Origin of the sequence: Priestia sp. 179-F W1.4 NHS (assembly GCF_045369295.1) — a bacterium.
Lineage (GTDB): Bacteria > Bacillota > Bacilli > Bacillales > Bacillaceae_H > Priestia > Priestia zanthoxyli.
On the sequence record NZ_JBIQFF010000005.1, the window covers coordinates 49,918 to 74,871 of the forward strand.

Genomic DNA, 24,954 nt, shown 5'->3' on the forward strand with positions numbered 1-24,954 from the left:
AAAAAACCGATGTGCGCATGCACATCAGTTATGATTTTGAGCATATTGAAAGGTTTGAAGAACTTGAAGTGTCTCTTTTGTAGAAACGACCGTTGCAAACTCGCCGTGCAGGGAAGACAGTGCGAATGTATGTACATCTTCTGCACACAGCTTTGTTTTTCCATCGTAGGACGTACCATCAAAGCAAGCCGTTGCATCGTTCACAACATACGTCCTATACCCTAGATTTCCAGCCATGCGCGCAGTCGTAGAAACGCAGTGATTAGTAGTTAGTCCTATTAAGATAAGCGTATCATAGCCATTTTCTTTTAAATAGCTATCTAACTCTGTTCCAATGAAGCAGCTGTTCACGTGTTTGCGAACTAAGCATTCGTCTTCTTGTGGACCAAATCCTTCTTTGAACTGAAATCCCTTTGAATTTGGGTGTAAAGGCGAATCTGGATTTTCTGATGCATGCTGCACGTGAATGACAGGATAGTCTTGGCGCCTCCATGCTTGCAGTAGCGTCAGCATATTCTTTTCTGCATCTAAATTGTTTCTTTCTCCCCACTGAGGTGAGTAAAACCCTTCTTGTACATCGATAAGTAGCAACACTGGACGGGAACGTAGCATAAGCATCATCTTCTTTCTTCTTTATTTTAAAATGGAAATAACGTATGTGCATCCATCAGGACCGGCTTTTGAAGAATGAACCGTTTGTTTCGGTAAATGTATCCGATCTCCTGCCTGACATAGAACCGTATCATGTTCAACTGTAAAGTAAATAGATCCTTCAAGTATATGAAGAATTTCATCAGTTGGATGCGTATGAGACGAATGTGTTTGAAAAGCAATATCGTGCTGTACTTCAACGTATCCAGTATACGCTGGAAGCAGCTCTTTAATTACTTCTTCAAACTTTCCGCCAACTCCTTTTTTAATAGAGGCTTTTTTTACGTCCATGCTGCTCACTCCTTTTTAATTTAAATGGACACTGTCCGGTAGTATAGTTATTATCGTCATGTAAAAAATATTGCTTCCACTCTCGGTTTTCCTGATGCCCATACCATCCTAACTCGGGGTGAGCTGATACGTCATCATATGTTTTTAACCGATCGCGGACGACTTTTTGTACGTGCTTCCCTATTTTTGAATCTCCTGTCATACCTTCAAACACCCACCGCGGCTGAAATGTAATCATAAATCCTCTGCTCTTACGGCTTTTACGTAAAGAATGAGCAGGCGTATTACAGACGACAAAAATAGGTTCTCCGTGAAAACAAAATTCCCATAATGCATCTTTCGGGTCTTTTGGAATGTCTTGCGGCCATTTCTTTTGATCAATTTGATGAAGAAACGTCAGCGTATCCCAAAACATCGTTTCGTACTCTTCCATTGAACGTTCTTTATGTTCAGGCTTAAAGAATAACACAAAGGATGTATAGCGACCTATGCTTTTAAATGTATCTATGTATTCTCTAAGTGCCGACGCTGCATGCCTAATATCTTGATAGTTATAAGGAGTAGTCACAAATGAAAAACGCAGTAAATCTTTTTTAAAGCCTTCTACCCCTAATATACAGGGAAATGGATTTTCTTCTGATAATATATCGCTTTGGAAATATTGAAAAGCATCTTTCCCCCAGAACGGGACATGCGTTGACTCTAAAATCTCATTAGCTCGAAAAAGCATTTTTGATGCCATTAAAACCCTCCTTATGGAACTCAACGTTACATGTGTATTAAAAAAAAGAAAGTTTATGAGTATTTTTAACTAAATGCCCCTTCTAAATTATAAAACTCTAATCTATATATATATAAGCTACTATTGGACAAGTTAGAAAGGAGGCTGTGTTTGTGGAGTGGTTTTTGATTGCTATAAAACAAATAATTCTAGGTATTAGTCTCGCAGCACCGGTAGGTCCAATTAATATAGAGATGATTAAAAGAGGTCTGACAAAAGGATTTTGGGCTTCTTGGCTAGTTGGTTTAGGTGGAATGACGGCCGATATCTTATTTATGCTTCTCATTTTAATAGGGTTAACCCCTTTTGTTCAGATGCAGGCTGTTACGGTTGTCCTGTATGCAACGGGTTTTGTCATGCTCACATTTGTTGGCTTTCAAAGTATGAAACAAGCTGTCTCTCCTTCCTTTTCAGTAGATGTAAATAACCCTTCTGTAAAAAAAGATAAGTCGTTTTTTACAGGTTTTTTTATTGCTCTTATGAACCCTTTAAATATTGTGTTTTGGTTTGGTGTATTTGGATCAAGCTTAAGCGAAAGCCTTCAAAGTCAAACGTGGCTATCCGTCTTTTTTCATAGCTTCTTTATTATTTTTGGCATCATTCTTTGGAATTTAAATATTGCGAGCAGTATTCATTTTACAAGAAAATTTATCACGCCTAAGCTTTTTCGCCTCATTACGTTAGGTGCTGGTTTTTTACTTTTTTTATTTGGCTGCCAATTCGGCTTTAAATGTGTATCCTTACTTATCGGCTGAGCTTTTATTAATGAGTTCAATAAGGGTGTCATTTACTTTCTCACGTTCATCATAAAAAAGACCGTGTCCACTATTTTCAAATGGAATTAGTGTAGAAAATGAAATGTGGCGATTCATTACTTTCGCAAGATCAAATGGACAAATTTGATCTTTTTTTCCGTGTAATATATATGTTTCAGCGAAAATTTGACTCAAATCTTTCCGTAAGTCTTCGTCTCGTAAAGACACCGCAGTTTTAATCGTTCCATGGCCAGATGCCTCTAAACCTAAATCTTGAAACCATCCTCTAAAAGCTGCGCTGGTAGGCTGATTAAAAAATTTTTTCCCAAAGTCTTCAAGCATGTTAGGACGATCTCTATACGTATTTTGAATAATTGTATTTACTTCTTCAGCTGGAAGTCCATATGGAAAATCAGTTTTTTGAATAAAGCTTGGAGCCGCTGCCCCTAATAAAATTAACTTCTTCACGCCATATCCTAAGTGTCTGCTCATATATCGAATGGCAATGGCTCCTCCCATAGAAAAGCCTACTAGCGTATAATTTTTAAGTCCTAATTTTTCTACTAACATGCGAATATCGTCTGCTAATTGATTGTAAGAATAGCCGGTGAAAGGCGCATCTGATTTTCCAAATCCCCGAAGATCAGGAGCAATACACCGAATACCGCAGGCCGGCAGCGTTGTAAATTGGTATTCGTACATTTTAGCATTAACAGGCCACCCGTGAAGGAAAAGAACGGGTTCCCCTTTTCCAATATCCCGAACAAAAAGTTTAGTCTTAGGAGTTACGTGAATAAAATAGTTCATATATAACACCTCCTAGATGTTCTTATATATATATGTTTTGGACAATTTGAACATTCAAAAGTTTCTTAGAGGTTTGTGTAGGAGATCCATTATGTCTATTTGGGATGAGGAGTAGGGAAACTATTTTATTTTATATTGTTTATTTAGAACATAGTTTAATTTAAAAATACTAAGTAAAAAAAAGTAGTAAAGTTTTAAAAACTTTACTACTTTTTTGTTATTTTTCTTCCAGCCACATATCAACTAAATTTCCAGCTTCGCTTTGGTCCAATACGAATGAACCGTTGCTGTATCGGTCACTAGCTCGCATTGTAGATGGATCAACCTGCTCGATTTGACCTTTAGATGATTCCACTATCATGTAATGTTCTTTAGAGATTACTTTTACTTTTGCAATTTGATGCGGATTAGATTTTAGTTCTCGGACCATCACTAGCCCTCGTTTTGCTCGTGCTGATTCTTCAAACTCAGTAATTTTTGTCTTTTTCACAGCTCCTCGCTGCGTGGCGATAAATAATTCCGTTGATAGAGCTTCATCTTCATCGAAGACAACGCCGCTTACAACATAATCCTCGTCTTTTAAGTTAATTCCTTTTACACCAGAAGCGCGAGTTCCTACAATATTGATTTCTTCTTCCCGGAAACGCAGTCCGTAGCCAGAGCGAGTGGCAATAAACACTTGTTTTTTACCATCCGTTTGATATACGTCCACTACTTCATCATCGCCTTTTAAATTAACGGCGACAAGAGCTTTGGAGTAGCGCTGTGCTTTATATTGAAGTAATTCTGATTTTTTGACCATACCATTTTTCGTAAAGAAAAGCAGATACTGATTTTCTTTAAATTCTTTTACCGGTATCGCTCTTACAATCTGCTCTTCTTTATCAATTGGAACAATGTTCATGATATGCTGACCCATGTCTTTCCACCTGATATCAGGAAGTTCGTGCACTGGCATATATAAATAATTCCCTTTGTTTGTGAAGATGAGCAGCGTTTCGGTTGTATTAATTTCATACTTCGCTAAAATTCGGTCCGTATCTTTCATACCGAAGTCTTGCCCGTTAGACGCGGCGTAAGAACGAAGACTTGTTCGTTTTACATATCCGTCTTTTGTGACTGTTACCATCACTTCTTCAGATGGAACCATCACTTCTAGATTAATTTTAATCTCTTCGATTTCCGCTTCAATTTTTGAGCGGCGTTCTGTACTGTATTGCTTTTTTACACGGCGTAATTCTTTTTTGATTACATTAAAAAGTTTTTTCTCGCTATGTAAGATTTCTTCTAACTCGTTAATTTTAGCACCTAGCTCTTCAGCTTCCGCTTGTAGAGCTGTAATGTCCGTGTTTGTCAAACGGTATAATTGAAGCGACACAATCGCTTCTGCTTGAGGTTCTGTAAATTCATATTTGCCAATTAAATTATTTTTAGCGTCGCGCTTATCTTTAGAAGCTCTAATCGTCGCAATAACTTCATCTAAAATCGACAGTGCCTTAATCAATCCCGCTACAATATGTTCACGTTCACGTGCTTTTTGCAGTTCGTATTTAGAACGATTTGTTACTACTTCTTTTTGATGATCAATATAAGCATCAAGAATGTTTGCCAAACTCATAAGCTTTGGTCGCTTTTTAGCAATGGCAACCATGTTAAAATTATACGGTACTTGCAGATCCGTATTTTTATAAAGGAAGTGAAGTACTCCTTGAGCATTTGCGTCTTTTTTTAATTCTACTACGATGCGCAGACCCGTACGATCCGTTTCATCGCGAACTTCAGCAATACCTTCCACTTTTTTATCTAAACGAAGCTCATCCATTTTCTTCACAAGGTTTGCTTTGTTTACTTCAAACGGAATTTCCGTAATGACAATTTGCTGTTTTCCACCGCGAATGGACTCCACTTCCGTTTTTCCGCGAATAATAATTTTCCCTTTACCTGTCTCGTAGGCTTTCTTAATTCCGTCTACACCTTGAATGATTCCCCCTGTAGGAAAATCAGGACCTTGGATAGCCGTCATTAATTCTTCAATTGTACACGTTGGTTTATCAATTCGCATGATCGTTGCGTCAATTACTTCACCTAAATGATGAGGAGGAAGTTCTGTAGCATAACCAGCTGAAATACCCGTGGATCCATTCACTAGCAAGTTAGGAAACATAGCTGGTAACACAGTTGGTTCGCTGCTTGTATCATCGAAGTTAGACACAAACTCAACCGTTTGTTTGTCAATATCTCGTAGAAGTTCTGCAGCAATCGATGAAAGGCGAGCTTCTGTATAACGCATTGCTGCTGGGGGATCTCCATCAATACTTCCGTTGTTTCCGTGCATTTCGATTAATACATTTCTAACTTTCCATTCTTGACTCATTCGAACCATGGCATCATATACAGATGAATCACCATGAGGGTGATAGTTACCAATTACGTTTCCTACAGTTTTAGCTGACTTGCGAAACCCTTTTTCTGCTGTATTTCCATCTACGTGCATTGCATATAAAATACGGCGCTGAACGGGTTTTAACCCGTCTCTTGCATCCGGCAGTGCACGCTCTTGAATAATATATTTACTGTATCGACCAAAACGGTCGCCTAGTACATCCTCAAGAGGTAAATCTAAAAAGCGTTCTGTTTGTGTCATTGTACGTCCTCCTCTGCGACCGTTAATACATTTTCATTATCTAAAATATTTGGATCTTCTTCTAATCCAAACGCTACGTTGCTTTCAATCCATTTTCTGCGTGGTTCTACTTTATCGCCCATCAAAGTGGTCACACGACGATCAGCGCGAGCAGCATCATCAATACGAACACGAATCAGCGTACGCGTCTCTGGGTTCATTGTTGTTTCCCAAAGCTGATCTGCGTTCATTTCACCGAGACCTTTATAGCGTTGAATCATATACCCTCTTCCTACCTTATCGATAGCACCTTGCAACTCTTCGTCACTCCATGAATATTCAACCACTTCTTTTTTACCTGACCCTTTACTTACTTTGTAGAGCGGTGGAAGAGCAATAAATACTTTTCCTGCTTCCACAAGCGGTTTCATATAGCGGTAGAAAAACGTTAGAAGAAGCACTTGAATATGAGCGCCATCCGTATCCGCATCGGTCATGATGACTATTTTATCATAGTTAATATCATCGATTGTAAAATCTGCGCCTACTCCTCCGCCTATCGCGTGAATGATCGTACTAATTTCTTCGTTTTTAAAAATATCTTGAAGTTTGGCTTTTTCGGTATTGATAACTTTCCCTCGCAGCGGCAGCACAGCTTGAAAGCGGCGATCCCTTCCTTGTTTTGCTGAACCTCCGGCGGAATCCCCTTCGACTAGGTACAGTTCGTTTCGCTGAGGATTTCTTGATTGCGCAGGCGTCAACTTCCCGCTTAGAACGGTTTCTTGACGCTTTCGTTTTTTCCCGTTTCTTGCGTCTTCTCTCGCCTTACGTGCCGCTTCACGCGCTTGAGCAGCTTTGATTGCTTTTTTTACAAGAAGAGAGCTTACATCTGGATTTTCTTCTAGGAAATAGGCAAGTTTTTCAGAAATAACTGCATCTACCGACGAACGAGCTTCACTTGTACCTAACTTTCCTTTGGTTTGTCCTTCAAACTGAAGCAACTCTTCAGGTATTCTAACGGAAACGATGGCTCCTAATCCTTCTCGTATATCCGTTCCTTCTAAGTTTTTGTCTTTTTCTTTTAGCAGGCTTACTTTACGGGCATATTCATTAAATGCGCGCGTCATAGCGCTTTTTGCACCGGACTCATGCGTTCCCCCGTCTTTGGTACGAACATTATTAACAAATGATAAAATGGTTTCAGAATAACCATCGTTAAATTGAAAGGCAAATTCAACTTCAATATTATGATGAATCCCTTCAAAAAAGACGACTGGATGAAGTGAATCTTTTTCTTCATTTAAATATGAAACGAAGGCTTGAATACCTGTTTCATAATGAAAGATATCGTGACGATCATGCCTTTTATCGATTAACTCTATCTTGAATCCTTTTAACAGAAAAGCCGATTCCCGGAGCCGTTCACAAAGCGTATCATAATTGTACACGGTTGTTGAAAAAATCGTGGCATCCGGTTTGAAATGAATCGTTGTTCCCGTTTTTTTTGTTTTCCCTATTTTTTCTAGCGTCGTAACCGGCTTTCCTCCATTTTCAAAACGCTGTTCATAAATAAATCCATCTCTATGAATGGTTACAGTCAACCATTCAGACAGCGCATTTACAACAGATGCACCTACTCCGTGTAAGCCTCCGCTTGTTTTATATCCACCCTGTCCGAATTTACCTCCTGCATGCAAGATGGTTAAAATAACTTCAGGCGTTGGTTTTCCTAGTTTATGCATGCCCGTTGGCATACCTCGACCTTTATCTTGTACAGAAATTGAATTATCTTTGTGAATGGTTACAATAATTTCTTCTCCGTAGCCTGCTAGAGCTTCATCGACAGAGTTGTCGACGATTTCATATACTAAATGATGCAGACCTCGTGTATCCGTACTTCCAATATACATACCAGGACGTTTACGAACGGCATCTAATCCTTCTAGTACTTGAATTGCATCTTCATTATAATTAAATTGTTGTTTCCGAGCCATTCATACTACCCCTTTCATCACAACGAACATTACTACATTATGTATGAAACACAAACGTTTGCGCTTCGTGTCTAAGAATAAATGATCATGTATCCTATCTTTTAATTTTATAGTGTTCGCATCAACAGAACGTATGTTTCTATTTTTGCGTACTTACAAGATTTTAGCACAAATTTCCGTATTATAAAAGCAATATCTTGTGTATTCATGGATTATAAGCCTCATAAAGCTAGCTGTCTAACGTCTATTGTAGCGGAAACTCTCTTACTATTTCAACGCATGGTGAAACCCATGCAAGCAGTGTGCATGGGTTGGTTGTTCTGCTTATAGATCTTACTTTGTTAAAGCATGCTCGACTTTTATACAACGATCCATAACTACAGTATACCCTTTTTTAGCGAGCAGGTCATATGCTTCTTCATTAATTAAACCAGATTGTGCCCAAAATACGTCTGCATCTACTTCTAAAAACTCTTCTGCAACTTCAAGCAAATGCTCAGAGCGACGAAATACGTTAACGATATCAATATGACCTTCAATTTCTTTTAATGAAGATACGGCTTTTACGCCGAGCGCTGAGTTGATTGTGGGGTTCACCGGAATTATCTCGTAACCTTGCTTCTGCATGGCTTCTGAAACCATATAAGACGTTCGATGAGGATTATCTGATAAACCCACTACAGCAATGCGCTTGCTTTTTTTTAATATTTTACCAAGCTCTTGACGGGAAGGAATTTTGATGGACATGTCTATTACCTCTCTTAGCTATATAATATGTACTGAACAACATTCGCGATTTACAGTTGATTTCCTGCATATAGTACCCGTTTTCTCTATTTTTGTAAACGTCTTCTTTTTTTAAAATAATTGTCTCTCACCCAAAACTAGCTATGTTTTTTTAAGTATCTCATGGTAAAATAGAAACGATATAGAAATAAAGGAGCTTTCAAACATGAATTATTTATTACCTATTCTTGCCTATATCTTGGGCTCTATTCCTTTTGGACTAGTTGTTGGAAAACTAGGATACGGCATCGATATACGAGAGCATGGAAGCGGCAATTTAGGCGGCACCAACTCATTTCGTACATTGGGTGTAAAAGCCGGAATTATCGTTACGCTTGGAGACATTCTAAAAGGCACCCTAGCAGCTTCTTTACCGCTTTTATTTGATACAAATCAAAACATTCTCTTCATTGGTTTATTTGCTGTCATTGGTCATATTTTTCCCATTTTCGCGAAATTTAAAGGCGGGAAAGCTGTTGCCACATCCGCCGGAGTGATTTTATGTTATGAACCTCTTTTATTTGTTTTCGTGCTATTATGTTTTTTTATCTGCTTATACATAACGAAGTATGTATCACTCTCATCAATGGTTACCGGGGTATTAACCTTTATCTACACGCTATTTAAACAAGACTACATGCTTATTATGATTATTGGTGTAATTGTAGCCTTTGTCATTTACAGACACCGGGCAAACATTACGCGAATTCTTAACAAAACAGAACCGAAAGTCACATTTTTATCAGGTAAAAAGAAATAAGGGGATTTTCCTCTTATTTCTTTTTTTATAACTGATTTGTAAGCGAATACATTTCTTGTTTATTAGTTATACTGATACTAAAATAAGGAGGTGAATGATGTGAAGAAAAAATGCCCTATTTGCAAACGTAATAAGAAAATGGATTCACAGCTAGAAGGAAGCCGCTACTGCGTTCACTGCTGGGAAACTATTGGAAAACAATATGATTTTAAATGAAAGAATGAAACGATTTAATATAGAAATGAAGCATTCGCCTCTATATTAAATCGTTTTATTTTATTTTATCTCGTTCCTTCCTAGCTGGATTCGTATATATTGGTAATTTATCTATCTTTCTACTATAATAAATGTATCCGCAGTATTGGAAGGAGCATAATTAATGAAATTAACAGTAACAGAAGCAGCAGCTACGTGGTACAAAGACGAAATGATGCTAGAAGGAAACGAAACAATTCGCTTTTTTGTTCGCTACGGCGGATGCAGCAACGTTCAAAAAGGTTTTTCTTTAGGTGTAAACACAGATTCTCCTAAAAACGTTGGCGTTGAAACAAAAGTTGACGGTTTAACATTCTTCGTAGAAGATGAAGACCTTTGGTACTTTGATGGTCATGATTTGACCGTGAACTATAATGAAGAAACAAAAGAACCTGACTTTCATTACGAAGCGTAAGAAAAAAGCATCGATTTATCGATGCTTTTTATTTTTACGCTTAACCCTGCTTTTTAGCATCTTCATAGGCGTTATGCCATTCCGGATAATTACGACGAATCGAAATAGGCTTAAAGTTTTCTTTTTTCACACATACGTGCGACGATGTTCCTGTTAACGCAAGTTCTTCATTTGAATTAAAAATTTCGTATCCGTACACAACGCGTAGACCGTCATAGTTCTCAACCCAAGTATGTACCACAGCTGTCTCGCCATAATGAAGCGGCTTTTTATATGACGCCTGTATATCAATAACTGGCGACAGCACACCGTCTCTTTCCATTTGTGCATAGCTAAAACCTAAATCACTGATAAACTGCGTTCTGCCTATTTCCATCCATACTAAATAGTTCGCATGATACACAACGCCCATCTGATCGGTTTCTGCATAGCGCACTTCGATTTCTTTCTTCGATACTAGCATGATTCTACCTCCTATTGCACTGTTCCTGTTTTATCTTACCATATAAGGAGAGTATACTCCTACTAGTTTGGTCCTGACTCAGTAGGTTGTAAGACTAAGCGCTTCTTGAATTCGGTATATCAGTGTTTCCAGCCGCGTCATCTTATTTTCATATCTTCTATAAGGAAATGTATATGTGTAGTCCTTATTTGTCCATAGGCGATCAAAATAAGCGTTTAATTCGGTCATAACCTTTTCGTTAGAAGGTCCTGATACTTTAATATCCGTTTCTAAGTTCAAATCATCCAAATTTCGTTTTGTGAAATTTGCTGCTCCTGCAATAATAGTAGCGTTTTTTTTGTTTTGAATTAATAAGGTTTTACAATGATACTGCTCTATTCCTGTATGATACCAGCGAATTTTAATATCGCCTTTAGATTTCTTAACAAGTTCTGCCGCTACTGGACGGTTAGGCAGTCCGAACTTTTTTCTTCCAAACGCATTTTCGTTAGGATCTATAATTAACCGTACGTTTGCTCCTTGTTCAGAAGCTTTCAAAAGGGCCTTTATTACGTCTCGATCTCCAAGATAAAACATGCCAAGCCACACATCGTCTCCTTTTTTAGCATGACGTAAACCACTTAATACGTGCTTATAGATTTTGCCTTCTGTTAGCAGCTGAACATAGAGGTCTCCCTTTTCTTTTTCTTTTTCTTTCTTTTTATATAGAGGTAACCTTCCTCCATAAGAAAAATCTGACACGGCTTGTTCGCTTTTTACCACATCTCCAACGATATTCCCTTTTACTTCAAAGGCCATGTTAGAATTATAAAAACTTGCATCATGAGGATTGGCAGAAGAAATAATAACGCTTTGATCGGTTGCTACTACTTTTCTGTGATTAGCTTTTACATTTAACAACTTAAGATAAGCACGGGCCGTTACCTTAGGCGCGTTATTTCCGAAAGGATTCGTTATCCACCCGGTTCCTTTTTCACCCATCCACTGAACAAAAGTTCTCCACACTGCGGAATATAGTGGAATGGAATCTCTGAGCTTAGATAAATTAGTTTGCACCACTTTGATTCCGTTCAGCCGCAGTGAATCTAACCACTTTGAATCATGTGAGCCGTAGGTTGTGTTTATTTCATCCGTAATAAAGACTATTTCGACATTAGGATGTTTTCGTTTCTTTTCAATCAGCTTACTTGCAAGCGTATCACTAAGGTGAGGAAACTTTTGACCATGGTTGTAGTAGCCATTAAATAGAAACATATCCATAATAATAAAAGTTTTTGCTTCATCAATTGCATTCATAACTGCTTGAAAAATATGTTGTTCGGAAACAGACGTCTGTTGGTCTTGATACGTTAGGTCTGATAAAAGCAATACATCCTCTACTTTGTGAGGGCTACTTTCGTATGAAATTCCTTTAGGCAAGGGCTTATGAGTGTGATAAGAGCCCACAATAATCAAGACGATAAGTAAACTGAGCAAAATCCTTACTATTTTCTTTTTCACGTGCTTTTTCACCTACATAAACCTCTTCGCTAGTTTGTAATATTATTCACCTTACTAAAAAAATATAGAAAGAAAGCAGCTAAAACCGTTTATTTTTAGCTGCTTATTGTCGTTGCTTTACTTATTAAATCGTACCTTCGTAACCATTTTGACGAGCTTCTGACTCATCTTTTATTTCGCTGCGCATTGCTTCGATACTTACTTCGCGATTGTGATTTTTTTGCTGAATGCGCTGACGCTCTTCTTCATTGCTGCATGCAGCAGCTTCTTCTGCTTCTTCAATGTTTTTCATTGTATTTTGCACCATTGTTTGTAATTTTTCAACGTTATCACTGCGATCATCTGGATTCGGTTTATTCCATGCCATTGTATCTTCCTCCTCAAAATAACTTTGTTACAATTGTAGTATGCCGGATTTGTTCATCTCTATAAGTGGAAAAAAATGATTTTAGTTTACATAATATAATTATGATTAAGTTAAAATGTATATATAAAACATACATAATATGGTAATATATACATACAAAGGGGGAATCTCTATGACTAAACGAATGATAACATTACTAAGCGTCAGCTTTATTGCAGTGCTTGCCGTATTTTTTATGTCGCAAACCTCATTGGCATCAAAATTGACAGCAAGTGCCTTTATGAAGCCTCATCATTACTCAAAACATGAAGAAAAAATGTTAGCCGTGACAAATTTAGACTACAAAAGCAATATTATTGCATACGATGTGAAAGCTCCTAGTGACGCAAAAGAAGCTTATGTAAAAGCTACTTACTACGAAAAGGGAAAAGCCAAAGAACCTTTATTTTCAGGAGGATTGACTGTTTCAAAAGAATTTGACATGTTTGCTATTACATATAAAATCGATGATGATACTCACAAAGTTATGTTTAATGTAGGCAGCAACGATACAAACCTAGGAATAGAAGCGGAAAAGCCCAAAAAAATGAACGGCTATTCCTTTACTGGATTAGAGAAAAAACAAACGGTAAAAATGAATAAAACATATCCAATTGCTGCTTTATTTGGTGACGATGGCAGTGGCATACGAGTTGCTCCGCTTTCAACCGATGATGGAGAAGTTGTTAAAGAGCTTATTTCGAGCAATCCTTACGTTTATTTATTCACGGTAGAATTCAAATAATAAAAAGTCGCTGAATTCAGCGACTTTTTATTCATTCACCTTTGGTTTGAATAACTTGAGGATGCTTGCCGGATTTATCTTGCATTTGTTTTCCGTTATTTCCACCAGCTTCTCTCGGTTGAGTGCCGATGTGATTCGGAACAAAAGGTTTGCTTTGTTTTTTAGGATTTCCCATGCTTATCCCCTCCTCACCGTTACTCTAACCAACTTACTTTAAAGTTATTCAGCTCTTTCAAGCATACGATTTTCTAACCGCTTTTCAATTTCCAATTCAATGCGTTCAATTTCTGACTGATCTTTTAACAGCTGCGTTTTATTTTCTTGCACTAACTCTTCAAATGAACGTTTGCGTAATTTTCTCATGGTTCCAACACCTACTTTATGTAATTTTTATGAAAAATCTGAAAAATCAAAAGAAACTGATATCATACAACTATCTATATTGTAACCAATTTGTCAGATAAGTAAACATACTTTTTAAAAAGTTGTAAGAAAGTTTGACATATTTACTAACTTATCTATGTATACGATGGTAGAGTAAATAAGTTTCATTTTTAATAAAACAAGCAGCGAAGTTAATTCGCTGCTTGTTGAGCAAATGTTTCCATTTGTTTAAGCGTCATTGGACCATTCACTCGTTGAACAATTTTCCCTTCTTCATCTATAAAATAAGATGTCGGAATGGTGGAGACCCGGTATTTTTTACTTCCTACACTATCTTGGTCGTCCAATAATACACGAAACGTAAACTGTTTTTCTTTAAGAAACTTAGATACTGCCTGTTTACTGCCTTCTGACGAAGTTAAATTAACCGCAAGCAGCTGTACATCGTTTCCATATTTCTCATAAAACGCTTGCATATCGGGCATTTCTTTTTGACACGGCGGACACCATGTTGCCCAAAAGTTTAAAATGACTTTTTTCCCTTTAAAGTCCGCTAATTGAATGGATTTCCCGTTCGTATCTGAAAGTGTAAACGGAGGCGCTGTATCTTTTGGTTCCAACCCATAAGCTTGACCCGAAGCCTGACGAGCACTATTGCCTTTTTTAATATTTAAATCCTTGTATTCGCTTAAGTTAGAACTATCGGATGCTTCATTTGAAGAAAGCCCTTGCCAAAGTGCGTAGCTAAGAAAGCCTACTAGAAGCAAGACCGCAATTATTTTTTTAACCATATGATCGGCTCCTTTATTTCTTCTAAAAAGTGATAATCTATGTACTAATAGATATGTGCAATATCTACTAAAATAATCCTTTTATCGGGCATTTTCTTTTATAATATAGCATATTTCCCTCTCGCTTTTTGTCGAAAACGGTGCGTTTGCATAAAAAAAGAGCGGCTCACGAGAACCGCTCTTTTTCTTTATACCTTACGCATGTGTTTTAGACTGTAATTTATCACGAAGCACCATTTGAAGGATACCACCGTGACGATAGTAATCAATTTCAACTTCACTATCGAAACGAACCAGTACTTCAAATTCTTTTTTGTTTCCAGCTTCATCAGTTGCTGTTACTTTTACAAGATCACGTGGTTTTACTGTTTCATCAACTGCTACTGCAATTGTTTCTTTTCCAGTTAAACCTAATGTATCCGCGCTTTCACCATCTTTAAATTGAAGAGGTAAAACACCCATTAATACTAGGTTTGAACGGTGAATACGCTCAAAGCTTTCGGCGATTACTGTTTTAATACCTAAAAGATTTGTGCCTTTTGCTGCCCAGTCACGAGAACTTCCCATGCCGTAATCTTTACCTGCAAGTACAACAAGACCTGTACCTTGCTCTTTGTATTTCATACAAGCATCATAAATGCTCATTACGTCATTTGTTGGCCAGTACGTTGTCCAGCCGCCTTCTGTACCAGGAGCTACTTGGTTTTTAATGCGGATGTTTGCAAACGTACCGCGCATCATCACTTCATGGTTACCACGACGAGAACCGTATGAGTTAAAGTCTTTTGGTTCTACACCGTTTTCTTGAAGGTAAAGACCTGCAGGTGATGTTTTAGCAATTGAACCCGCTGGTGAAATATGATCCGTTGTCACTGAGTCACCAAATTTCGCTACTACCCGAAGCTTATTTAACGGTTCTACTTCACCTGGCTCTTCTGATAAGCCTTCAAAGAACGGTGGGTTTTGAATGTATGTTGAATCATTCTCCCACGTATAAAGAGCATCTTCGCTCGTTTTAATTTCATTCCAGCGCTCATTGTCATCGAATACACGCTCATACTCGTTGCGGAATAGTTCAGGCGTTACGGTACGGCTAACCACTTCTTTAATTTCATCTTGAGAAGGCCAGATGTCGCTAAAGAATACTTCATTGCCGTCTGTATCAATGCCGATTGGATCTTTTTGTAAATCTACATCTACCGTTCCAGCCAGTGCATATGCTACAACAAGCGGCGGAGAAGCAAGGTAGTTACCTTTTACTAATGGATGAATACGTCCTTCAAAGTTACGGTTTCCTGAAAGAACAGACGTTACAAGCAAGTCGCTGTCTGCAATCGCTGCTTCAATTTCAGCTTCTAATGGACCAGAGTTACCGATACAAGTCGTACAGCCATAACCTACGATGTTAAAGCCAATTTTATCTAAGTATGGAAGCAGCCCTGAATTTTGAAGGTAAGCCGTTACTACTTTTGAACCTGGTGCTAAAGAAGTTTTCACGTAAGCTGGAACATCCAATCCTTTTTCTACCGCTTTTTTCGCAACTAAACCGGCTGCTACTAATACGTAAGGATTTGATGTGTTCGTACAGCTTGTGATAGCCGCAATGGCAATGGCACCTGTTTTCATTGTTGTTTCTGAACCGTCTGCAAGCTTAAACGTAATTTCTTTATCCGCGTCTTTAGCATCAAGTCCGAAGCTTTGGTTGCTAACAGGAGCTGTTAAAGCTTTCTTGAATTCTGTTTGCATTTGAGAAAGTGGAATTAAATCTTGCGGACGCTTTGGACCTGAAAGATTTGCTTCAATCTCAGCAAGATTAATCTCAACAACATCAGTGAAAACTGGATCTTCATTTTCTGGTGTAAAGAATAAACCGTTTGCTTTTGTATATTGTTCGACAACCTGAATGTCTTTTTCATCTCTTCCTGTTAAACGCATGTATGCTAATGCCTCTGCGTCAACTGGGAAGAATCCACATGTTGCACCGTATTCAGGAGCCATATTAGCAATTGTTGCACGGTCAGCTAATGGAAGTTCTGCTACGCCAGGACCGAAGAATTCAACGAATTTTCCGACTACTCCTTTTTGACGAAGCACTTGCGTAACTTTTAATGCTAAGTCTGTAGCTGTAGTACCGTTTGGTAATTCACCAACAAGTTTAACACCGATTACTTCAGGAACTGGGAAATAAGAAGGTTGACCAAGCATGCCTGCTTCCGCTTCAATACCGCCAACACCCCATCCTAAAACACCGATACCATTAATCATCGTTGTATGAGAGTCAGTACCTACTAGAGAATCAGGGAAAGCTACGAATTCACCGTCTTCTTCAACAGCATGAACAACGTTTGCTAAATATTCTAAATTTACTTGATGCACGATACCAGTAGCTGGCGGAACTGCACGATAGTTATTAAATGATTTTTGAGCCCAGCTTAAGAAATTATAGCGCTCTGTATTACGTTGAAACTCAAGGTCCATATTAATTCGTAATGAGTCAGCTGTACCTGCTTTATCAACTTGTACGGAGTGGTCGACAACGAGGTCTACTGGAATTTCTGGATTGATTTTGTCAGGATCTCCTCCTAAATCAGCCATTGCTTTACGAAGTGACGCTAAGTCTACAACCGCTGGAACTCCAGTGAAATCTTGAAGAATAACACGAGATGGTTTGAAAGGAACATCGATATCTTTGATATCTTTTGTTCCCCATTTTGCAAGGTTTTCGACGTGTTCTTTTGTAATAACACGGCCATCTACCTGACGAAGAACAGATTCTAATAATACTTTAATTGAATACGGCAGCTTAGATACGTTACCTAAACCTGCTTCCTCTAAAGCTTGTAAGCGGTAATAATTATATGTGCTGCCATTAAGATCAAATGACGAACGAGCGTTAAAAACGTCTTTTTTAGTCATTGCTTTTACCCCCTTAAAATTCTATGTATAAAGGATTTACTTACCCCATCCTCTATTCCCTTCACCATCTATCTTAATATAATATTATACATAAGTAAATAAAAAGAATGTTATTAATTAACATAAGTTTCACTTATAACCTTTTTCCATCCGCCTTTTATTTTTCTAATAATTCATATTTTATTGATTTTTACGCATGCTAGAAACGGAGGTGATTCAACATGGCTAAACGCAAGTCAAACCACGTCATTCCTGGAGCTAACGCGGCTAGCGCTCAAGGAAAAGGAGCGGGTTATAATGAAGAATTTTCAAACGAACCATTAACCGAACAACAGAAACAAAATAATAAAAAACGCAAAAAAAATCAATAAAACACTCTCTTATTGGATATACTAATCACTAGTTAGAAAAGCAAAATCGTTTAACTCCATGAAATCTAACGAGAAGGCGTCATTATATATGGCGCTTTTTTTCTGTTCCCATTTCCTGTTTTTGCTAAACCTATTTTTAGAAAGGGGAATTTTTCATCGGATAAATCCCCTGTCACTATCCCACCCTAATAAATGAAAGGGAGGGTTTAACTATGAACAAAAACAGCAGCAAAGACATCAGAAGAAATGCGCCAAAAAGCAATTCTGGACAGCCCGAACCGCTAAGCGGATCTCATAAAGTAAAGAACCGTAAGCATTCTCGCCAAAAACACAATAGCGGACATGATATGTAAAACTGCGGCAAGCTCTCTACAGAGCTTGCTTTTTTATGCATAGAAAAGGCAGCTAGTACTTCAAGCTTATTCTTTGCACAGGAGTTCACTAAGTACATAAACGCGCATATGATAGTAAAGTGAACAGTTTAAATAATGGAGGAACACAGAAATGAAAAACAAGCGTCTGCCAGCAGACCAAATGTTTGTAAAAGGCTTTCAAGAGTTGTTAGAAGTCATGCTTTCAAATCCCTTTATGAGTTATTTAGATTATGATTCCGTTCGTATAGATTTATTTGAAACAGAACAATCATTTATTGTTGAAGCTGAATTGTTAGGGTATCACCCTAAGGATATTATCGTTCAGATACAAGCTGACCACTTACAGCTGACAGCCAAAAAATACTGCATTAGAGAATTTCATGATGAAAAGCAAGGAACGCTTGCAAGAGAACAAATGGAAGAAAGCGTTGAACGTACAATTGACTTTCCATTTTCATTGTTGAATAAAAAGATTACCGCTACATTTAGTAATGAAATCCTTGAAATTACGATTTCCAAACATGAGACAAATGAATCTAACCAGCAAATAGTCCCTATTGATTTCTAATAAAGCTGCAGATGTTGTCTCTGCAGCTTTATTAGAAATATTTAATTGTTTATTTAGCACATAGTTTTTTTAGAAAGTTTTTCTTTTCAAAACCATGGGATATCTAATTTGTTTTACGGCACACTACTAAAAAAGAGTAAAAGGAGAACGTTTATGCTTCATACTGCTTGGAAAGGTAAAATCAGCTTCGGATTGATTGATATCCCTATTAAACTCCACGGAGCAATTGAGGAAAAAGATGTAAAACTGCGCACGCTACACTCCGTTTGCCATACACCTATTCATCAAGAAAAACATTGCCAAACGTGTGGACGAGAAGTAGAATTCGATGAACTGGTTAAAGGATACGAAACAGCGACCGGTCAGTTTGTTGTACTTTCACAACAGGAAATTGACCGTGTCAAAGAGCCTTTTGCAGCAAATAAAGCTGTGGAATTGTTACACTTTGTTTCGTTAGATGACATTGATCCCCTGTTTTTTGATAAGCCCTACTATATCTCTCCTGGAGAAACGAGCCTAAAAGCTTATTATACGTTGTTAAATGCACTTGAAATAACGAATAAAGTCGGTATTGCCAATGTATTTTTATATTCCAAACAGCAAATCGCCATGATTCGTTCGGTGGGAGGCTCTCTCGTTCTTCACACGATGCATTTTGAAGAAGAACTTCGTTCAGTTACAGATGTGCCTAACTTATCTAGTACTTCTTCTACCAATGAAAGTGATACACAAATGACGGTGGAATTAATCGATAAGCTATCTACTTCTTTTAATCCGTCTATTTATAAAAACAACTACCGAGATGCCTTACAAAGCGTCATTCAACAAAAAATAAATCAAGGCGAAGTTACAAAAGTAAGCGGAAGCGAAGAACGAGATATTCGACATTTAATGGAAATGTTAAAAGTGAGCATAGATCCTTCTACTTTACAGCCGACAAAATCAACAGCAAAGAAAAAAACGTCATCCTTAAAAAAGAAAGCATAAAAAAGCTAACGAAGAAATTCGTTAGCTTTCATTTGCAACAGAAGTCTTAGGAACAATAGCTCCATATGACGCCGGTATTTTTAAATATTGCGTTACTTGATCATTTTCCACAAAAACAATAAAGTTATCTTTTTTATCTTTTCCAATACCTTTTGCTTTTGCTTCAGACCAATTGAAGCCCAGCTTTTCATTTAACTCACTGCGGGTCGTTTCCGGTCCAAAAACATATACTTTATCCCATCTAAAATCACATAATTCATTAAAATCAAGGATGGAAGCTTCTTCTTTACTTTGATTTGTTTTTTTAATTTCATTAATTACGGTTTGCTGAAGTTGCGCTTGGTTGCGTTCGCTGTATACCCTGTCAATAAAAAAAGTTGCCAATAGCGCTACTAACGTGAATAGTAGAATCTTTTTCACTTCGTTGTCCTCCTGATACGTTCTCTGCACATGATACGACTTCTTTTCGATACGGTTTTATTCTCTACTATTCTAGAAAATTCAACAGGAAAATACAACTAAAATCTCGAAATGTCATCAAAACATAAAAAACTTAACACTATGTCAACGCATAAAAAAAGGCTTGTTCACGTTCTACCTATTTACCTAATCAGCGCTGAAAAGATTTGGTTCTTCCGTACAAATAGTTTTAATAAATTCTTCTACTAGCCCTTCCTCTCCCGGCAAAAAAGGCAGCGCCCCCACTCCAACGCGTTCAATACTTTTATAAAAATGATGCTGCTTATAGCCTTCTGCTTTCCCTGGAAACAGCACAACCGCTGTTTGTACCGGTTTTATTCCATTTTCCTCTACAATAGCGTCTCGGTAACGGTGCATGGTATTAATATCTTCTTCTCTAGGAGAGGGCGTATCGTGATTTGGTTTGATACGATACTTAGCGTCAAAAAGATATACGCTTTTTTTCTCCCCTTGCTTTACTTCAAGCAGCAAGTCCGGCTTTTGGATAACGGTATGAGTATGATGGTATTCTTTTTGATACCATAGCGTTATTTCTGCTTTTCCCACCTGAAAACAATGATAAGAGGCCTGCACCCTGACGTTCAGCCCTTGTTCTGTCGTTGTCATAATGTTTTGTTCTATTCGCTTGCCGTAAGTTTGCAACTTTTTTAAAAGACTAACATACGTCCAGTATTCGTAGAGAGTTGCGATATCTTTTAATGAAAGGTGGTAAAACTCTCCGTTAAGAGCCAACCCTCGCGTTAAGAACATAAAATATCTGCTTGCTTCCCGGTAGCGAGGTGCTGTACGGAGTGTAGAAGGAAGAGTTGAAACTTGTATGGTCTTCACTCTTTGCCAGAACACATTGTTTAACAGCCTTTTTAATTCGGTATGATTGGTTTCTAGAGCCGACACCGCTTCTTTTTTTACATATCTATCTTCTATCAATTTGTCAATTAGTATAGTTAGCTTGTGATACAGCTGCGTCATCATCCATTTCACACTTTGATTTTCCAGATTATCATAGGTAGCGACATGTCTTGTGCCCATCGCTTTTGTGGGTACTACTTTTATATGCCGATTAATTTTAATCCCTCTGCTTGAAGATGTAAGATAGGTAGGGTGTGTTCGGACAAATGATATAGCACGGCTATCTTGTTTTTTTATTTGATCTCCTCTCATGAGCTCATGTTCAACTTTTACCGATTGAAACGGCTGATTCTCAATCTGACGAACAGAATGAAGAAAGGGTTTCATATAGTGAGAGAGCACATGATAAAATTCCGTCCATGTTGCTTGTTTAGACCAAACCGATTTTGCTTCAATATACGTTTTACGGAGCATATCGTATGCCACATCATGGATGTATCCGTTCACTTCATCAATCATACGTACATAATCTGTCTTGTAGCTCATCTTTGACGGGAAAATTTCAAGAGTAAAAGACAGCTCTTTTTCTATTTCACTGTAGACATGAAACGTAGAATATCCTACCTCATTTTGAAAGCTTATATTTCCTGTTAAAATGTAAGGAAATCCTACGGTTTGAAAACTTTGTTCAAATGCTTTTGAATCGTGGTTAACAAACAGGCTTGTTTCAATTTTTGAAACAACTGTAATTTGATAGGTTTCATTTTCAAAAAATAAAGGCTCAAGCGGCGGTTTGGAAGTCATCATGCCTTTTGTTTGATTTAGTACTTTTACATGTGTGATTCCTTTTCCCGTACAAGAAAAAAACATCACTTCTTCTGCAGATTTTATTTTTTTCTTATTCTTTCCTTTTATAACCACCGTACACGTATCGGTTTCAATTTCAACGTACGGTATTAATCCAAAATGACGTGTATCCGTATACTTCAAAACGTCTCATCATCTCCATTATTTTGCGTGCACTCTTAGGGAATCTCATCCCGTCTGCATTTACGACAGCTGTCTCAAATTCATCATCTAGCAGCGTATTTGTACAGTAATAATAAAGGTTTTTTAATAAGTCAAATGTGTAAGCATCGCTTCCTGAAATACGAGGCAAAACTTTTTGCAGCACCTGAAAATCAAACGCCTGATCAAATGTAAACATCCCGCTTTTCACTGCGTAAATTAAATAAAAGCATATTTCGTCGCGTACGCGGTAACCTATTTGCAAATCGATTTCTGTAAGCATCTCGTTAACGGTTAGCAGTTCATTTGTTACTTCGTGAATGAGCTCAGCATGTTCAGCATACGCATCTTTTAAGTGAACATATTGACTTTGAATTTGTACATTTTCAATGCTGTGCCGAGGTGGATCTCTATCATCTAAAAAATCAAAAGAATCCAGCTGAATCTTATTCAACTCAATGGTGTTGGTACGATCTAACAACTTTTGACTAAACCCATGAGTTGTTTCATCCATATTAATGGTACCGATAATGAGAAGGTTAGATGGCAAATAAATATCTCGGAACATCTTATGTCCAGGAAATAACGGAGCCGTTTTGATTTTCTCTTTTGACCAGCTTCTGCTTTCCATTACGCTTAAAATATCGCTAAAATAATGTTCAACTCGAGCTAAGTTCATTTCATCCAATATGGCAACATATGTGTAAGCTGGATGCTGAATGGCTTGCTGCATAATCGACAGAAACGATCCTCTGCGAAAATCTCCTCTTAAATCAATATATCCTAATAAATCTGAACTATCATGCCAATCGGGCCGAACCGGAATGAGTACTTGTCTTCCATTTTCAATCGTGGCACCGATACTGTCTGCTAAGAGCTGCGCAAGCTTTGTTTTCCCCGTCCCGCTCATTCCTGATAAAACAATAAATGGCTTGGTCTTTAAAGCAAAGTAGGCGTTGGCTATATCTTGTCGTTCATATGTAAATCCAGATTTCTTAATATACTCATGAATATGGACGATGGCGTCTTTATCGCCAATCATTTCTTTGCTCATTCCGTATGTTTTTATATATTGTTCATGCATACTCAGCAGTAAATGCAAGTCATCTTGAAGCTGATCATTGCTAGGTAAGTCTACTATATTGTAAGGAAGGTAAAGAGCTACTCTATCCTCAAAGCTTTTCGCTTCCATGCTTGTACCAATAACAATATGACTATCTTTCAATACGCGGGCATGTTCAGGAGTAAAAAAACGAATGTCTTTCAGATCAGTTCCTTCCCCTGCATCTCCTTTCATCATGACTAAGTAAATGCGCTGACCGTCTTCACTGAATAAATATGCTACTATCACATCACTCTCTATATTCTTATTAGCAAGAGTCACGTAAGGAAATGTTTCAGCGTGGTGGCCCGATATACGCATTTCTTCTCGATTTATATGCTCCAATCGATAAAGAGAAATCGGAAGCCGGCGTGTAAGCATATTTTCTATTTCATGTTTTACAAGTACGTCTCCACCCATTTGTTTATAATATTCCGCTACATAAAGCAGCCGATCGCGCAAACTCATCGAATTCTCTCCTTTCTGCCTTCACTGCAGTTTGTAAAAATAAAAAGCATCGTCAGTTGACCACGCAAAAGTTTCGTTTCTTTTATTATAGACGCTTTCTTCGTATCGCAAGCTATTTTATAACGTTAGAAAACACTACATTATTCTTTTCTCTACATATATGTTTATGTTCATTTTAATGAAACATGACCGAAAAGAAAAGCGTTAGGGGCTTAATGAATGAAGAGGTAATGATACGAACAGAAAAATAGGCAGCTTCTGTACACAGTGATACAATCGCCATTATGCTACATGATTATTTGATGTCTGATGCTTTTGGCTGAGTAAAGAAAAAAATAAAAATAATCAGCGGCAGCGCGATAAGAAAAATACTCGTCTCTGAAGGTCTTACTGTAGGTATATCCGTTAATGACATCTTAATCAGTCCTTTGTAAATTTTTCAACTAAGTCAGGATTTACATAAAAATGTTTTGATACGGTACGATGAAAAAACTGAGAGGATTGATTTAGTTCACTTAATGCAGGTTCTGTTTTAGGAACGCCAAAAATAGGCCCACTTACATTAATGGTAAACCTTCCAGAAGAAATAAAGGCGCCCGACACATTGATCTGGTTATTAAGCAGCAACGCCGCAAGAATCACATCAATCATATCAATAATGATATTAATTCCCGCATCTCCGTCTTTTCCTTCGATTCGGCTAGTTCCTGTAATAGGTCCCCCTACTGAAATACGAAAAGCTCCGGGTGTCACAAATACGCCTATAATTGTTATTTGGCCAGTTAATAATAATATAGCTGTTACTACATCCAGATTTCGTTGAATGGCAAAGATCAGTTCCCTTTCTTTGTCAAAGCCGCTTTTCCATTCCACATTCTCCACACCCTTAGCACATACTATTCTAAACACGTGTAAATGTTATTCTATTTTTTCTTTTTCCCGTCTCACTCCCACTCCGAAAAGTGTAAAACAGATTTTACTGCGTCTTCAATTTCTTTATACCCTGTACATCTGCATATATTGGAAGCAAGCCACTCCTTTATAATATCGTCACTGCCTGAAGGATGGTGTTTGGAAAGCAAATGAGCATTCATGATAAAACCCGATGTGCAATAACCGCACTGAAAAGCAAAGTGTTCAATAAAAGCTTTTTGCATAGGTGAACTCTTCAGCCCTTCTATAGTCATTATTTCTTTCTCTTCTGTTTCTGCCGCTAACATGAGGCAGGATTTCATTGGCCGCTGATTTATCCCTACTGTACAAGCTCCGCAGTCCCCGTTTAAGCAGCCTGGTTTTGCTCCGGTAAGGCCCAGCTTTTCTCTTAATACGTAAAGCAACGTATCTGCTGTTCGGATATCAACCATTTTTTCTTCACCGTTAACCTTTAGCTTAATTGTTATTCTATACCGTTCATCTTTTAGCAC

27 protein-coding genes are annotated in these 24,954 nt (G+C 37.7%); 8 read left to right on the forward strand and 19 right to left on the reverse strand.

Going from position 1 to position 24,954, the window contains the following annotated elements; all coding sequences use genetic code 11:
• Positions 1-24: 24 nt before the first annotated feature.
• From ACH0CI_RS20715 to ACH0CI_RS20725, 3 genes are read right to left on the reverse strand one after another with little or no spacing between them, the layout of a single operon-like run.
• The gene (locus ACH0CI_RS20715; RefSeq protein ID WP_406902186.1) at positions 25-612 is read right to left on the reverse strand and encodes a cysteine hydrolase family protein; all 588 of its coding nucleotides are present in this window, start codon (positions 610-612) and stop codon (positions 25-27) included.
• A 21-nt stretch (positions 613-633) separates the two neighbouring features.
• Positions 634-942, reverse strand: a complete 309-nt coding sequence (locus tag ACH0CI_RS20720) for a cupin domain-containing protein (RefSeq protein WP_335388238.1) — start codon at positions 940-942, stop codon at positions 634-636.
• Positions 917-1,684, reverse strand: coding sequence for a YqcI/YcgG family protein (locus ACH0CI_RS20725; RefSeq protein ID WP_071274136.1), 768 nt, complete (start codon positions 1,682-1,684; stop codon positions 917-919). The genes ACH0CI_RS20720 and ACH0CI_RS20725 overlap by 26 nt, the downstream gene beginning before the upstream one ends.
• Before the next feature lie 152 nt (positions 1,685-1,836).
• Here ACH0CI_RS20725 and ACH0CI_RS20730 point away from each other — a divergent pair, with 152 nt between their 5' ends.
• Positions 1,837-2,478 (forward strand): LysE family transporter, encoded by a 642-nt coding sequence (locus ACH0CI_RS20730; RefSeq protein ID WP_335388240.1) that lies wholly within the window; start codon positions 1,837-1,839, stop codon positions 2,476-2,478.
• Here ACH0CI_RS20730 and ACH0CI_RS20735 read toward each other — a convergent pair.
• The 4 genes from ACH0CI_RS20735 to ACH0CI_RS20750 all read right to left on the reverse strand — a co-directional run bounded on the left by ACH0CI_RS20735 (position 2,464) and on the right by ACH0CI_RS20750 (position 8,649).
• Positions 2,464-3,285: an alpha/beta fold hydrolase gene (locus tag ACH0CI_RS20735; protein WP_406902187.1), complete on the reverse strand. Its 822-nt coding sequence runs from the start codon at positions 3,283-3,285 to the stop codon at positions 2,464-2,466. The two genes, ACH0CI_RS20730 and ACH0CI_RS20735, sit on opposite strands and share 15 nt — an antisense overlap.
• Positions 3,286-3,502: 217 nt before the next feature.
• Positions 3,503-5,929, reverse strand: coding sequence for a DNA topoisomerase IV subunit A (parC, locus tag ACH0CI_RS20740; protein WP_335388244.1), 2,427 nt, complete (start codon positions 5,927-5,929; stop codon positions 3,503-3,505).
• A complete protein-coding gene (parE, locus tag ACH0CI_RS20745) occupies positions 5,926-7,902 on the reverse strand; it encodes a DNA topoisomerase IV subunit B (RefSeq protein WP_013057241.1) in 1,977 nt (658 codons plus the stop codon). Before parE ends, parC begins: the two co-directional genes overlap by 4 nt.
• A gap of 333 nt (positions 7,903-8,235) precedes the next feature.
• Positions 8,236-8,649: a CoA-binding protein gene (locus ACH0CI_RS20750; protein ID WP_129709606.1), complete on the reverse strand. Its 414-nt coding sequence runs from the start codon at positions 8,647-8,649 to the stop codon at positions 8,236-8,238.
• 205 nt (positions 8,650-8,854) lie between these two features.
• Here ACH0CI_RS20750 and plsY point away from each other — a divergent pair, with 205 nt between their 5' ends.
• Both plsY and ACH0CI_RS20760 read left to right on the forward strand, forming a co-directional pair.
• Complete coding sequence (plsY, locus tag ACH0CI_RS20755) at positions 8,855-9,448, forward strand: glycerol-3-phosphate 1-O-acyltransferase PlsY (protein ID WP_014459891.1); 594 nt, start codon at positions 8,855-8,857, stop codon at positions 9,446-9,448.
• Between the two features lie 379 nt (positions 9,449-9,827).
• The gene (locus ACH0CI_RS20760) at positions 9,828-10,118 is read left to right on the forward strand and encodes a HesB/YadR/YfhF family protein (protein ID WP_013057245.1); all 291 of its coding nucleotides are present in this window, start codon (positions 9,828-9,830) and stop codon (positions 10,116-10,118) included.
• 40 nt (positions 10,119-10,158) lie between these two features.
• Here the strand turns inward: ACH0CI_RS20760 and ACH0CI_RS20765 are convergent, their stop codons facing one another.
• The 3 genes from ACH0CI_RS20765 to tlp all read right to left on the reverse strand — a co-directional run bounded on the left by ACH0CI_RS20765 (position 10,159) and on the right by tlp (position 12,448).
• Positions 10,159-10,581: an acyl-CoA thioesterase gene (locus tag ACH0CI_RS20765; protein ID WP_071274128.1), complete on the reverse strand. Its 423-nt coding sequence runs from the start codon at positions 10,579-10,581 to the stop codon at positions 10,159-10,161.
• Between the two features lie 78 nt (positions 10,582-10,659).
• On the reverse strand, positions 10,660-12,093 hold the full coding sequence (locus ACH0CI_RS20770) for a phospholipase D family protein (RefSeq protein WP_406902188.1): 1,434 nt from the start codon (positions 12,091-12,093) through the stop codon (positions 10,660-10,662).
• Positions 12,094-12,205: 112 nt separating this feature from the next.
• Positions 12,206-12,448, reverse strand: coding sequence for a small acid-soluble spore protein Tlp (gene tlp, locus ACH0CI_RS20775; RefSeq protein WP_013083367.1), 243 nt, complete (start codon positions 12,446-12,448; stop codon positions 12,206-12,208).
• Between the two features lie 172 nt (positions 12,449-12,620).
• Between tlp and ACH0CI_RS20780 the strand changes: the two genes are divergently transcribed.
• Positions 12,621-13,232, forward strand: coding sequence for a hypothetical protein (locus ACH0CI_RS20780; protein ID WP_335388250.1), 612 nt, complete (start codon positions 12,621-12,623; stop codon positions 13,230-13,232).
• Positions 13,233-13,263: 31 nt separating this feature from the next.
• On the opposite strand, the gene ACH0CI_RS20785 is transcribed toward ACH0CI_RS20780, so the two are convergent.
• From ACH0CI_RS20785 to acnA, 4 genes are all read right to left on the reverse strand, one after another.
• The gene (locus ACH0CI_RS20785) at positions 13,264-13,407 is read right to left on the reverse strand and encodes an acid-soluble spore protein N (RefSeq protein WP_043982832.1); all 144 of its coding nucleotides are present in this window, start codon (positions 13,405-13,407) and stop codon (positions 13,264-13,266) included.
• Positions 13,408-13,451: 44 nt separating this feature from the next.
• Positions 13,452-13,595: an FbpB family small basic protein gene (locus ACH0CI_RS20790; RefSeq protein WP_335388252.1), complete on the reverse strand. Its 144-nt coding sequence runs from the start codon at positions 13,593-13,595 to the stop codon at positions 13,452-13,454.
• A gap of 212 nt (positions 13,596-13,807) precedes the next feature.
• Positions 13,808-14,407, reverse strand: a complete 600-nt coding sequence (locus ACH0CI_RS20795; protein ID WP_114895570.1) for a TlpA family protein disulfide reductase — start codon at positions 14,405-14,407, stop codon at positions 13,808-13,810.
• 195 nt (positions 14,408-14,602) lie between these two features.
• Entirely contained in the window at positions 14,603-17,323 is a 2,721-nt protein-coding gene (gene acnA, locus ACH0CI_RS20800; RefSeq protein WP_335388254.1) for an aconitate hydratase AcnA, read from the reverse strand.
• Between the two features lie 221 nt (positions 17,324-17,544).
• Between acnA and sspO the strand changes: the two genes are divergently transcribed.
• The 4 genes from sspO to ku all read left to right on the forward strand — a co-directional run bounded on the left by sspO (position 17,545) and on the right by ku (position 19,623).
• Positions 17,545-17,694 (forward strand): small acid-soluble spore protein O, encoded by a 150-nt coding sequence (gene sspO, locus ACH0CI_RS20805; RefSeq protein ID WP_013083371.1) that lies wholly within the window; start codon positions 17,545-17,547, stop codon positions 17,692-17,694.
• 212 nt (positions 17,695-17,906) lie between these two features.
• Complete coding sequence (locus ACH0CI_RS20810) at positions 17,907-18,047, forward strand: small acid-soluble spore protein P (RefSeq protein WP_013057256.1); 141 nt, start codon at positions 17,907-17,909, stop codon at positions 18,045-18,047.
• Between the two features lie 151 nt (positions 18,048-18,198).
• The gene (locus tag ACH0CI_RS20815) at positions 18,199-18,636 is read left to right on the forward strand and encodes an Hsp20/alpha crystallin family protein (protein ID WP_406902189.1); all 438 of its coding nucleotides are present in this window, start codon (positions 18,199-18,201) and stop codon (positions 18,634-18,636) included.
• A gap of 153 nt (positions 18,637-18,789) precedes the next feature.
• Positions 18,790-19,623, forward strand: coding sequence for a non-homologous end joining protein Ku (gene ku / locus ACH0CI_RS20820; protein ID WP_406902190.1), 834 nt, complete (start codon positions 18,790-18,792; stop codon positions 19,621-19,623).
• Positions 19,624-19,644: 21 nt separating this feature from the next.
• Here ku and ACH0CI_RS20825 read toward each other — a convergent pair whose 3' ends face one another.
• The 5 genes from ACH0CI_RS20825 to ACH0CI_RS20845 form a co-directional block, all read right to left on the reverse strand.
• Positions 19,645-20,043, reverse strand: coding sequence for a hypothetical protein (locus tag ACH0CI_RS20825; RefSeq protein WP_406902191.1), 399 nt, complete (start codon positions 20,041-20,043; stop codon positions 19,645-19,647).
• A 186-nt stretch (positions 20,044-20,229) separates the two neighbouring features.
• Positions 20,230-21,942 (reverse strand): DUF2357 domain-containing protein, encoded by a 1,713-nt coding sequence (locus ACH0CI_RS20830; RefSeq protein WP_406902192.1) that lies wholly within the window; start codon positions 21,940-21,942, stop codon positions 20,230-20,232.
• A complete protein-coding gene (locus ACH0CI_RS20835; RefSeq protein ID WP_406902193.1) occupies positions 21,896-23,530 on the reverse strand; it encodes an MrcB family domain-containing protein in 1,635 nt (544 codons plus the stop codon). Before ACH0CI_RS20835 ends, ACH0CI_RS20830 begins: the two co-directional genes overlap by 47 nt.
• Before the next feature lie 420 nt (positions 23,531-23,950).
• On the reverse strand, positions 23,951-24,403 hold the full coding sequence (locus tag ACH0CI_RS20840; RefSeq protein ID WP_372454456.1) for a hypothetical protein: 453 nt from the start codon (positions 24,401-24,403) through the stop codon (positions 23,951-23,953).
• Positions 24,404-24,474: 71 nt separating this feature from the next.
• Positions 24,475-24,954, reverse strand: coding sequence for a (2Fe-2S)-binding protein (locus tag ACH0CI_RS20845; protein WP_406902194.1), 480 nt, complete (start codon positions 24,952-24,954; stop codon positions 24,475-24,477).